This window comes from Streptomyces sp. A1136 (genome assembly GCF_004795055.1).
In the GTDB taxonomy this organism is placed as follows: Bacteria; Actinomycetota; Actinomycetes; order Streptomycetales; family Streptomycetaceae; genus Streptomyces.
Genome location: NZ_SSBJ01000009.1, coordinates 172214 through 184469, shown reverse-complemented (window position 1 = coordinate 184469; position 12256 = coordinate 172214). Strand labels below are relative to the sequence as shown.

Here is a 12256-nt window from a genome sequence, read left to right as displayed (position 1 = left end):
CGGAGCGGGTGGGGATCACTCCCACTCGATGGTGCCCGGCGGCTTGCTGGTGCAGTCCAGGACGACGCGGTTCACGTCCGCCACCTCGTTGGTGATGCGGGTCGAGATCCGGGCGAGCACCTCGTACGGCATGCGCGTCCAGTCCGCGGTCATCGCGTCCTCGGACGAGACGGGACGCAGCACGATCGGGTGGCCGTAGGTGCGGCCGTCACCCTGGACGCCCACGCTGCGCACGTCCGCGAGCAGGACGACCGGGCACTGCCAGATCTCCCGGTCCAGGCCGGCGGCGGTGAGCTCCTCGCGGGCGATGGCGTCGGCCTCGCGCAGCAGGTCCAGGCGCTCCTTGGTGACCTCGCCGACGATGCGGATGCCGAGGCCGGGGCCCGGGAAGGGCTGGCGGTGGACGATCTCGTCCGGCAGGCCGAGCTCCTGGCCGACCATCCGGACCTCGTCCTTGAACAGCTGGCGCAGCGGCTCGACGAGCTCGAACTCGATGTCGTCGGGGAGGCCGCCCACGTTGTGGTGCGACTTGATGTTGGCGGTGCCGGTGCCGCCGCCGGACTCGACGACGTCCGGGTACAGGGTGCCCTGGACCAGGAAGGCCACGTCCGCGCCGCCCTCGGCGATGATCTCCGCCTGGGCCTGCTCGAAGACGCGGATGAACTCGCGGCCGATGATCTTCCGCTTGGTCTCGGGGTCGGAGACGCCCGCGAGCGCGTTCAGGAAGCGCTCCTGCGCGTCGACGACCTTCAGCTGGACGCCGGTCGCGGCGACGAAGTCCTTCTCGACCTGCTCGGTCTCGCCCTTGCGCATCAGGCCGTGGTCGACGTACACGCAGGTCAGCTGCGAGCCGATGGCCTTCTGGACGAGGGCGGCGGCGACGGCGGAGTCCACGCCACCGGAGAGGCCGCAGATCGCGCGCTTGTCGCCGACCTGCTCGCGGATGGCGGCGACCTGCTCCTCGACGATGTTGCCGGTGGTCCAGGTCGGCTTGAGGCCCGCGCCGCGGTAGAGGAAGTGCTCCAGCACCAGCTGGCCGTGCGTGGAGTGCATGACCTCGGGGTGGTACTGCACGCCGTACAGCTTCTTCTCGTCGTTCTCGAACGCGGCGACGGGCACCACGTCGGTCGAGGCGGTGACGGAGAAGCCCTCGGGGGCGGCGGAGCAGGCGTCGCCGTGCGACATCCACACCGACTGGTTCTCGGGGGTGCCCTCGAAGAGGGTGGAGCCGGCCTTGGAGACGGCGAGCGGGGTGCGGCCGTACTCGCGGGCGCCGGTGTTGTCGACCTGCCCGCCGAGGGTGGTCGCCATCAGCTGGAAGCCGTAGCACATGCCGAAGACGGGGACCCCGGCCTCGAAGATCGCGCGGTCGAGCTGCGGGGCGCCCTCTTCGTAGACGGAGGACGGGCCGCCGGACAGGATGATCGCCTTGGGGTCCTTGGCCAGCATCTCGGCCACGGGCATGGTGCTGGGCACGATCTCGCTGTAGACCCGTGCCTCGCGGACGCGGCGGGCGATGAGCTGGGCGTACTGTGCGCCGAAGTCGACGACGAGAACCGTGTCCGGGGCGCTGTCGTGGGCGGCGGAGGGTGCTTCTGGCACGGGGGCGGCCTTCCGGCGGAGAAAAGGTGGCTGTTTTGTCGATTCTAACGGCGGCGGCACCCCCTGCTTTGTCGTACCTTCCGAGGACCGGCGTCCGTGACGGAGGGCGACGCCCCGCTCACCGGAGGGCGGGACCTGCCCGTCTCACCATCCGGGCGGGTTTGGCCCCGAACGGGACGGATGGCGATAATCCCTTCCATGCGCAAGCAGCTGAGCTTCCTCTTTACCTATGGCACCGGCCGGTCCGGTCGCCATGGGTCATCGTGATGCTCGCTTGAGCCGCTGACTTCCCAGAGCGCCCCGGTCCGACAGGACCGGGGCGCTCCTGCGTTTCCGCTCCTGACGGCACGACCCACAGGAGAACCGCCATGAGCACGATGACCACCACCACGACCGGCAGCACCACGACCGGCGCCGTGATCACCACCCCCGAGCGGCTGATCGCCGACTCCCGCGAGCGCATCGACGCCATCGACGACCGGATCATCGGTCTGATCCAGGAGCGGATGGCCGTCTCGACGGTCATCCAGGAGGCCCGGATCGGCTCCGGTGGCCGCCGGGTGCACCTGTCCCGCGAGATGGAGGTGCTCTCCCATTGGGGCGATGCCCTCGGCAAGCCCGGCACGGCCCTCGCCATGACCCTGCTGGAGCTGTGCCGCGGCCGGGTGTGAGGCCGTTGGGCCCCGGCGGGCGGCTGTTCGTCACCCGTCCGGAGTGTGACCGGCGCCGCCGGGCCGTCGTTGATGCCGGTGTCCGCGCCGGCCAGGCGCGGGCCGGTACCACCACGTGTGACTGCGCGGGAGCGATGAGACGTACCGCCCGACGGGTGTGCGTCGTGGGACCCCGCTCCCGCGCGTGACCGGACGGCAGGGGACAGCGGCCCGGTCACCCAGAGGAACGGCCGGCCCCGGGGGACGCCCCGGGGCCGGCCGTTCCGTCGTGCGCGAAGCGCTAGGCGCGCGCGCCCCGCCGGCGGACCGCCACGTACAGCGCGCCGCCCGCCGCGACCAACGCCGCGGCGCCGATCGCCAGCGGACCGACCGTGCTGCCGGTGGACGCCAGGTTGCCGCCCTGCGCGGTCGTGCCCGTACCGGCGCCGGAGGCACTCGCGGTGGGCGAGGCGCTCGCCGACGCGCTCACGGACGGGGACGGGGAGGGGCTGCCGCTCGTCGACGGGCCGGGGGTCGGGCCCGTGCCCGTGCCGCCCTTGGCGTTGATGACGACGGCCGCGGTGTTGTTGGCCGCGTTCGGGTCGAAGGCGTGCGGGCGCGGCGCGCTCGCGCCCCAGTCGCCGACGGTGACGGAGCCCTTGGCGTCCTCCACCACCTTCTCCACCTTCAGGTCGAAGGGGTAGACCACCTTCTCGTTCTCGCCGATCCGGTTGCCGAGCGCGCACTCGTAGCGCGGCGCACCGAGCTGCTCGACGCGCTTGGTGCCGTCCGTGTCGACGGCGAGGCACTCCTGCGGCTTGCGGGTGACCTTCGCGCCCTCGGGGACCACGACGACCGTGCGGGCCGCCGAGTCGGCCGGGCGCGCGGCGCGGATCCAGGCCGGACCCTTGTTCTCGAAGGTGAAAGCGGTGGTGAGGGTGTCGCCCTTCTTGCCCTTGAGGGACACCGGACTCGTCGCGAAGTCGGCGGTGTTCCGGGTGTGGAAGACGAACTCGCGCCGGTTGTCGCCGGGGTTCAGGTCCGTCGCGCGCAGCGCGGGCGCGGCCGGCGCGCTCTTGACGGGGGTCGCGGTCAGCTTCCGGCCGGTCGTCGCCCTGCTGCTCCACGACGTTGCCTTCGGCTCGTCACCGGCCGGGTGGATGCCGTAGACCAGCGTGTCGTCGTAGGCGTGCCGGGTGGCCTCGATGTGCAGCGGGCTGTCGCCGGCCAGCTCGTAGACCGCGCCGGGGACGAAGTCGCCCTCGACGGAGCAGAGCACCGTGGTCAGGTCGCCGGCGGCGCGGGTGCGGCAGTTGTCGTACGTCTCGACGAGCTCCATGCCGCGCGTGGTGCCCAGCTCCAGCACGACGCCGTGTGCGGCCTGCGTGCCCGCGTTGGCGAACACCAGCGGCATCGGCTGGGTCTCGCCCGGCGTGAGGTCCTTCTTGAGGCTCATCTCCCGCATCACCAGGTCGGGGCCGCCGACGCTGACCTTGGTGGTGAGCGCGGTGACGGTGGCGCCGGGGACCTTGCCCGTCACAGTGATCTCGCCGGTCGCGCCGTTCGCGGCGCCCTTGGCGGCGGCCACGTCCAGTTCGAGGTCGACGGGCAGGCCGACGTAGGCGCACTCCAGCGCGCCGTCCTTCTCGACGCACTGGTGCGAGGGGCCGCCGGTGTGCTCGCGGACGGTCGCGACGCCGGCGACCTTGCTCAGGTCGACCCTGAACAAGCCCGTGAAGGAAGCGCCGGGGGTGGCGGGCCCGTCGAGGCCGATGCTCAGCCGCTGCTCCCTGGCGGAGCCGCCTTCCACGGGCAGCGGGAGGTCGAGGGCGGCGGGGCCGATGAGGGGAAAGACGGGTTCCGCGGCGTTCGCGGGGACGGTGGCCGTGCCCAGGGCCACCAGGCCGCACGCGGCCAGCAGGGAGATGCGCTTTCTCATGTCCCCCTTGACCCCCGAACGCGCGACGCAGTTGCCCGCTCCACCGTGTGATGGACGCCACAGCCCCCGTGTGGGGATTCCGCTACAACCTTCTGCGTCGGCCACCGGTCACTCATGTGTGTAAGGCGGGCACCGCGCTCGGAGGGGGAGCGCGGTGCCCGCCGCCCACGTACGGGCCCCCCGTACCGTCAGTTCCCTGATTCCGCTTGCCTCGCGGGAATCTCGGGCACCGCGAGGAACGGCAGCCTCAGCGCGCCGAACGCCTCCTTCGGGACGGTCGGGGCGACCGGTTCCACCGCGGCGAGACGGACGTATCCGGCGCCTTGCGCGGGCCGCGGGTCCGGCTCGCCCTTGTTGGGCCAGTACGACATCGCCCGCTCCGCCTGCGCCGTGATCGTCAGCGACGGATTGACGCCGAGGTTCGCGGAGACCGCCGCCCCATCGACCACCGAGATGCCCGGATGGCCGTACAGCCGGTGGTAGGGGTCGACGACGCCTTCCTCGCGGGACGCGCCGATCGGGCAGCCGCCGAGGAAGTGCGCGGTCAGCGGGGTGCCCATCAGTTCGCCGACGTTGCTGCCGGGGAAGCCGTTGATCTCCTCGGCCAGCAGGGTCGCGGCCTCGGTGGCCTCCGCGATCTGCACCGGGTTGGGGGCGCCGTGGCCCTGGCGGGCCGTCAACAGCCCCTTGCCGAGGCCGGCGGGCTTGCGGTAGGTGGTGAGGGAGTTGTCCAGGGACTGCATGACCAGGCCGATGATGGTCCGCTCCGACCAGCGCCGGTTGGAGAGCGAGCGCAGCAGTTGCACGGGGTGGGTGGCGGTCCGCGCGAACCAGGCCCGTACCCGGTGCGTGTGGTGGGGCACCTGGAGGATGGTCAGGAACCCCATGGCGTTGGAGCCCTTGCCGTACCGGACGGGCTCGATGTGGGTGTCCGCGTTGGGGTGCACGGACGAGGTGATCGCGACTCCCTTGGTGAAGTCGGCCCGGGCGGCGGCGCCGTGGCGCCTGCGGTAGCGGCGGTCGTCGGTCTGGGCGCCGACCAGGCCTTCGGAGTTGGTCCGGGTCAGATCGCCGAGCCGGTCCGAGATCCCGGGCAGTTCGCCGCGGTCCTTCATGGCGTGCAGCAGGGTCTGGGTGCCGTACGTGCCCGCCGCGACGACCACGTACCGGGCGCGCAGGACCTTGGCTTCGCCCTTGCCGCTCCCGCGGCGCCGGTCGGTGGGGACGGTGCGTACGCGGTGGCCGCCGTCGGGGTGTTCGGAGAGCGCGGTGACGGTGGTCATGGGGTGGATGACGGCGCCCGCGCGTTCCGCGAGGTGGAGGTAGTTCTCGGTGAGCGTGTTCTTGGCGCCGTGGCGGCAGCCGGTCATGCACTCGCCGCATTCGGTGCAGGCCCTGCGGGCGGGGCCGGCGCCGCCGAAGTAGGGGTCGGGCGCCTCCTCACCGGGCCGGACCCTGCCGCTGCCGCTGCCCCCGGCGTCCGCGCCGTCGCCGAAGAAGACGCCGACCGGGGCCATGTGGAAGGAGTCCCCGACGCCCATCTTCTCTGCGACGGCCTTGAGGTGGACGTCGGAGGGGGTCATCGTCGGGTTGAGCCGTACGCCGAGCATCCGCTTGGCCTGGTCGTAGTACGGGGCGAGTTCCGCGCGCCAGTCGGTGATCGACGCCCACTGCCGGTCCTCGAAGAAGGCGGTGGGCGGCACGTACAGGGTGTTGGCGTAGTTGAGGGAACCGCCGCCCACCCCGGCGCCCGCGAGCACCATCACGTTGCCGAGCAGGTGGATGCGCTGGATGCCGTACAGCCCGAGCGCCGGGGCCCACAGGTAGTTGCGCAGGTCCCAGCTCGTGCGGGGCAGCTCCTCGCGGGTGAAGCGGCGCCCGGCCTCCAGGACGCCGACGCGGTAACCCTTCTCGGTGAGGCGCAGTGCCGAGACCGACCCCCCGAAGCCCGATCCGATGACGATGACGTCGTAGTCGTATTCGCTGTCGTGGTCGCTGTCGTGGTCGTACGACACTGCCGTGCCTCCCGGTCGGTGCTGCTAGCGCAGGTGGAGAGCCTTCATGATCTTGAGGCTGCGGGTCATGAACGCGGCGTACTTCTCGTCGTCCATGCCCAGCGAGGGAGCCATCGGCAGCAGCCGCTGGTGGGCGACGGTCTGCGCCTCGGTGTACTTGAGGATGCCCTCGGAGCCGTGGCGGCGGCCGAGGCCGGATTCCTTCATTCCGCCCATGGGCGACTGGGCGCTGCCGTACGCCGGCGCGTAGCCCTCGTTGATGTTGACGGTGCCGGTGCGCAGGCGGGCGGCGACGGCGTGGCCGCGGCGGGCGTCCTTGGTCCAGACGCTGGAGTTGAGCCCGTACGGGGTCGCGTTGGCCAGGGCGACGGCCTCGTCCTCGTCGGTGAACCGGTAGACGCAGACGACGGGGCCGAAGGTCTCCTCCCCGCACACCGCCATCGGGGCGTCCACGCCGTCGAGGATGGTCGGCTCGTAGAAGAGCGGGCCGATGTCGGGGCGGGCCACCCCGCCCGCGACGAGTGTGGCGCCCTTGGCGACGGCCTCGTCCACGTGTCGTCGCACGGTCTCCAGTTGGCGTTCGCCGACGAGCGAGCCCATGTCGGCGCCGTACGCGAGGGAGTTGCCGAGCCGCATCGCCTTCGTGCGGGCGGCGAAACGCTCGACGAACGCGTCGGCGACGGAGGCGTGGACGTAGATCCGCTCGATGGAGATGCACAGCTGGCCCGCGGAGGAGAAGCAGGCGCGGACGGCGCCGGCGGCGGCCTTCTCCACGTCGGCGTCGTGCAGGACGAGCATGGCGTTCTTGCCGCCGAGCTCCAGGCTGACACCGACGAGACGGGCCGCCGCGCCTTGGGCGACCTCGCGGCCGGTACGGGTGGAGCCGGTGAAGGAGACGTAGTCGGCGTGGCGGACCACCTCGGGGCCGACCACGGGGCCCTCGCCGAGAACGATCTGGAACACCTCGGCCGGCAGGCCCGCCTCGATCAGCAGGTCACGGGCCCACAGCGCGGTGAGCGCGGTCTCCGTGTCGGGCTTCATGACGAGGGCGTTGCCCGCGACGAAGGCGGGCAGCGCGTCGCCGACGGACAGTTCGAGGGGATAGTTCCAGGGGGCGATCTGACCGACGACGCCGCGCGGCTGGCGCAGCTCGGTGACCTTGGTCAGCGTGGGCATCGCCCCGGTGTGGCCCTTGGGCCGCAGGTAGGACGCGGCCTTGCGGCCGTAGTGGCGGGCGCCGACGGCGACGGCCTGGACCTCCTCGTGGGCGTGCAGGCGGGCCTTGCCGGTCTCCAGCTGGATGAGGTCGAGCACCTCGGCCTGCCGTTCCAGGACGAGGTCGTGGAAGCGGAGCAGGACGGCCGCGCGCCGCCGTACGGGGACGGCCGCCCAGGCGCCCTGGGCGGCCCTCGCCCGGTCGAAGGCCGTCGCCACGTCCTCGGGGGTGGCTTCGGGCAGGTCCGCCAGCTTGGCCCCGGTGAAGGGCGAGTGGTTGGCGGTGCGACCGGAGCCGATCACCCCGCGGGTCAGCCGGGCGACCAGGTCGGGGGTCACCACCTCGGCCGCGGTGCGGGCACCGGCCGGGGCGGCGGCCACGGGGTTGGTGGGCCGGGGTGCGGAGCGGAGGGGGGCGGCGGGGGCCTGCGAGTCCGTCATGGCGGTGAGCGTATGCCGCCCCGGAGGCTTTGGGTACCCGTCGGTAACCGGATTTTGCCATTTCTGCCAGTGTCCGCTGGCAGGATGACCGGCCGGCGCCGGTTCAGCCCGCCTTGGGGGCGGGCTGCCAGCCGCTGAGCACCGTGTCGAACTGCTGCCGGGTCGTCGCCCAGTCGGACGCCGGCCCCGACATGTACACCGCGTACTCGGCGTTCTCGGGCGTGACGTACATCTGCTCGATGGCCCTGCGCGGTCCGGCCTGCGCGCCCTTCTCGGTCCAGCTGAAGTCCCACAGGGCCGCCCGGGTGGTGTCCCGGAAGGTGTTCCCGTGCAGGTCGTGGCGCTTGTAGTCGGTCCGCTCGCGCAACTGCTTCTCCAGGTCGAGCAGGTGCGTGTACGGGTTCTCGTAGTCCGGGGTCTTGTCGACGGCGATCCGGATGAAGTGCCGGCCGCCGTCCGGCGTGTAGTCGATCTGGTCGCCGTCCATCCGGCGCGACCAGTCGTTCGGGACGAAGAGCGAGAAACCGGCCGGGTCGACGACCTTCTTCCAACCGGACGGCGGGGCGACGGCATCGTTGTCGTCGTCCTGCTTCCCGTCCGGCGCGCTCGCGGTCTTGTCGGAGCCGGCGCCCTCGTCGGTGTCCTGCGTGAGCTTGAGGACGCCGAAGACCCCGCCGCCGCCGATCAGCGCCGCCACCAGGGCGACGATCGCGGCGCGCCGGACACGGCCCGGCACCGGATTGCCGGGCGGGGTACCCGGACCGGGCGGCGGCTGTTCGGCGAGGTGCGCCGTCCGCGCCTCGGGCGCCGACCCGTCGGCGCGGTCCGGCCGGGCCTCCTGCGCGGGGGCCAGCTCGTCGGGGGTCACCGCGCGCGTGGGCACGTAGGCCTGGGCCGACCTCGGCTCCCGACCCTCCATCGCCTCCAGCAGCATCCGCTCGGCCTCCTGCGCCGACGGCCGCTCGGCTGGGTCCTTGCGCAGCAGGGCGGTGATGACGGGGCCCAGCGCACCGGACTGGCGCGGCGCGGGCGGCTCGTCGTTGACCACGGCCTGGAGGCTGGAGATCGGCGAGGTACGGCGGAAGGGCGAACGGGCCTCCACGGCCGTATACAGGGTGGCGCCCAGCGACCACAGGTCGGAGGCCGGGTCGGGCGCCCCTCCCGTGACCCGCTCGGGCGCCAGGTAGTCGATGGAGCCGACCAGTTCGCCGGTGCGCGTGATCGAGGTGTCGCCCTCGATCGCCGCGATGCCGAAGTCGGTGAGCAGGACCCTGCCGTCCTTGGCGAGCAGTACGTTGCCCGGCTTGACGTCCCGGTGCAGGACGCCGACCGCGTGCGCCGCGCGCAGGGCGCCCAGGACGTGCAGTCCGATCCTGGCCGCCTCACGGGGCTCGATCCGGCCCGCCGCCTTGGCGGCCTCGGCCAACGAGGGACCGTCGATGTACTCCATGACGATCCAGGGCCGGTCGTCGTGCTCCAGTACGTCGTGGACGGTGACCACCGCCGGATGCTGGATCCGGGCGGCGGCCCGGGCCTCCTTCTGCGTCCGGGCGTGCAGGACGTCCCGGTCCGCCTGCGCCACGTACAGACCCGCCGTCAGTTCCTTGACGGCGACCGTCCGGTGCAGCAACTCGTCGTGCGCGCGCCACACCTTGCCCATGCCGCCGCTGCCGATCGGCTCGACGAGCCGGTACCGGCTCGCGAGCACCGCGCCCGCGCCTGTCTGCTGTTCCACTGAACCCCGCCACTCTGTGCACTTCGGGCCAGATTACGGAGCCCCGGGCGATGCTCGCACCGCGCGGGGGCGGTGAGACAGCACTGTGACGGAATCGCCGTACTGACTGTCAGTCATTCCGCCGTCAACCCCCGGTTCGGTAACTGGCCGTGGCCTTGTCGAAGACCTCGGTCACCTTGCCCTCCTCGTCCTGCGGACCCGTCACCAGCAGGACGTGGTAGCTGCCTCCGAGCGCGACGACGAAGTTGCGCGCGACGACGGACCGGCCGGCGGAATCGATCCACGTGTACCGGCCGGTGGCCCGCAACTGGTTGCCCACCTTCGTCGTCTTCACGTCACCGCCGCTCGCCCAGGTGGAGGAGCGGTACGGGGACAGTTCCGGCTCCTTGTCCTTCTGGTATGTCGCCGGGTCGGGGCCGCCCTCCACCTTGTCCCGGCCCGGCACGACGGTCAGGGTGAACTGGCCGTCGGTGTAACGGACCTGACCCGCCTCGTTGATCCCGCGTCGCTCCCAGCCCTGGGGTACGGCGATCTCGAAGTGCTCCGGGTCCTGCTGCGTCGTGTAACCGGGCGGCGCGGGGGCCGTGGTCTGTGGGGCCGGCTTGGACTCGGGGCTGCCCGACGGCGTCCCGGCACCCGCCTTGGGCGGGGTCTGGCTCGGCACGGGCGTCGTGGGCGCGCCCGGGGCGGCCCGCGGGGGCTCCGTCGTCCCGGGATCGGCGGAGCGGGGCATGAACAGCAGCGCGTACGCCACCGCCGCGGCGAGGACCGCGAGGATCGCGACCAGCAGGGTCCGCCCCAGGGAGCGCGGGGCGCGGGCGGTGACGGCGCTGCGGTGGCGGCCGTGCACGTCACCGCGTCTGCGGACGACGGGCAGCCGCGCCGGGTCCGGTTCGGGCATCGGCGGCATCCCGAAACCGGCGTCCGGCTCGGGCGCGGAGCGGATCAGGGACCGCAGCCAGCCGCGCAGTTCCTCGAAGTCGGGCCGCTCCGTGGGGTCCTGGCGCAGCAGTGACTCCACGATCGGACGCAGCGGTCCGCACTCCTCGGCGAAGGCGGGCGGCTCCGCGCACACCATCTCGACCAGTTCGGCGACGCTGTCCTCGGGGTACGGGGCGTGCCCCTGGACGGCGCGGTACAGCAGTGCGCCGAGCGCCCACAGGTCGGTGGCGGGGCCGACGGGCGGGGCCAGTTGCCAGTGACCGTGCACGGGACCGGCCTGTTCGGGCGCCCACCGTTCGGTGACGGCGCCGACGACGGCCATCCGGGTCTGCCGCGCCCGTTCGGCGTCGAGGCCGGTGCGCGGGCCGCCGGCCCAGCCGGCGGCGGGCACGGGCGCTGCGGCGGGCTCGGGCGCGGTGGGCACCGGCGCCGTTTCCGCGTCCTCGGCCTGGTGGTAACCCTGGGGCAGGGCGAGTTGCGCGGGCAGGGCGGGTCGGACCGGGGGCAGTTCGACGGGCCCCGCCTGCGGCTCGGGCGCGCGCTCGGATCCCGGGTCGGGGCGGCGGCGCGGGGTGGCGCCGTGCCAGGGCGCGCCGGCCGCGTCGTCCGGACCGCCGTACGGGTACGCGTAGCCCTGCGGCAGGTTGGAGCCCCCGTTCGAACCCGCGGGCAGCGCTTCGGGCCGGGCTTGCGGCAGTGGCTCCGGCGAAGCGGCGCCGGCGGCCCGGCGCTCCTCGACGACCCGGGCGGCGGCGGCCCGCGCCCCGGCCCGGTAGGCGGCGATCGTCCCGGCGCGGGCGGCGGCCTGCCGGTCGGGGCCGTCCTGCGACAGGCCCTCGGGGTCCCCGTCCGGTCGGATGTGGTCGGAGTACCGGGGCCCGGTGTCGTACCCGGGCGCGACCAGCGGTGCGTAGACGGGCCTGTACGGCTCGGCCTCGGGGGCGTGGGGGTCCGCCTCGGGCTCGGCCGCGTACGGCTCCGCCTCGGGCGCGTACGGCTCCGCCTCGTGGCCGGTCGCGTACGGCTCGACCTCGGGGCGGTAGGGCTCGTCGCCGCGCGGCCCGCTGTGCCCCGTGTCCCGGCCCGCGGCGCCACCGTCACCGACGGCGACGGCGCCGCCGTCGGAATCGTCGGGCACCGGGTCGTACCCGCACAGGGCCTCCTCGGCGGCGCCCGCCGCCAGGCCCGTCAGGACGACCCGCCCGTCCTCGCATATCAACACGGTCCGGACGGTGATGTTCCGGTGGGTCCAACCGTGGGCGTGCAGCACCCGCAGCGCGGTCAGCACGTCGGAGGCCACCTCCGCCGCCCGGTAGGGGCTCAGCGGCTCATCGGCGATCAGCGCCGCCAGCGGCCTCGCCGGGACCAGTTCGCTCACTATCCACAGCGACCCGCCCTCGGCGAACACGTCGAAGACCTGGTCCAGCCTCGGATGGTCCGGCACCGACGCCGCCGCCTGCGCGGCGGCGATCGCCCGGCGCACCGCGGGAAGTTCCCCGGCCGGGCGCCGCCCGGGCACCGGCCCGCGCGTACCGTCGAGCAGTTCCGCGTCCACGACCTCCGGCAACGGCACCTGCCGTACCAGGACTTCCTGACCGCTGCGCGTGTCGAAGGCGCGCGTCTCGACCAGTTCGTACTCGTCCGACGGCGGCAGCGGCAGACGGTAGCGGTCCGCCAGGATCCGCCCCGCGTAGTCCTCCACTCCGCCTCCCCCGAG

7 protein-coding genes are annotated in these 12256 nt (G+C 73.2%); 1 reads left to right on the top strand and 6 read right to left on the bottom strand.

All coding sequences use genetic code 11. The features are described 5' to 3' along the window. Positions 1–15 precede the first annotated feature (15 nt). A complete protein-coding gene (gene guaA / locus E6R62_RS11660) occupies positions 16–1602 on the bottom strand; it encodes a glutamine-hydrolyzing GMP synthase (protein WP_136213273.1) in 1587 nt (528 codons plus the stop codon). A gap of 368 nt (positions 1603–1970) precedes the next feature. Between guaA and E6R62_RS11655 the strand changes: the two genes are divergently transcribed. After that, a complete protein-coding gene (locus E6R62_RS11655) occupies positions 1971–2273 on the top strand; it encodes a chorismate mutase (RefSeq protein ID WP_136213272.1) in 303 nt (100 codons plus the stop codon). A 280-nt stretch (positions 2274–2553) separates the two neighbouring features. On the opposite strand, the gene E6R62_RS11650 is transcribed toward E6R62_RS11655, so the two are convergent. The 5 genes from E6R62_RS11650 to E6R62_RS11630 form a co-directional block, all read right to left on the bottom strand. Continuing rightward, positions 2554–4191: a peptidase gene (locus E6R62_RS11650; RefSeq protein WP_136213271.1), complete on the bottom strand. Its 1638-nt coding sequence runs from the start codon at positions 4189–4191 to the stop codon at positions 2554–2556. 188 nt (positions 4192–4379) lie between these two features. Then, positions 4380–6206 (bottom strand): GMC oxidoreductase, encoded by a 1827-nt coding sequence (locus tag E6R62_RS11645; protein ID WP_136213270.1) that lies wholly within the window; start codon positions 6204–6206, stop codon positions 4380–4382. Between the two features lie 24 nt (positions 6207–6230). Continuing rightward, positions 6231–7862 carry a succinic semialdehyde dehydrogenase gene (locus E6R62_RS11640; protein ID WP_136213269.1) on the bottom strand — a complete coding sequence of 544 codons (1632 nt, stop codon included), beginning with the start codon at positions 7860–7862 and terminating at the stop codon, positions 6231–6233. Positions 7863–7965: 103 nt separating this feature from the next. Next, positions 7966–9597: a serine/threonine-protein kinase gene (locus E6R62_RS11635; protein WP_136213268.1), complete on the bottom strand. Its 1632-nt coding sequence runs from the start codon at positions 9595–9597 to the stop codon at positions 7966–7968. A 124-nt stretch (positions 9598–9721) separates the two neighbouring features. After that, on the bottom strand, positions 9722–12241 hold the full coding sequence (locus E6R62_RS11630; protein WP_136213267.1) for a protein kinase: 2520 nt from the start codon (positions 12239–12241) through the stop codon (positions 9722–9724). Positions 12242–12256: the final 15 nt, after the last annotated feature.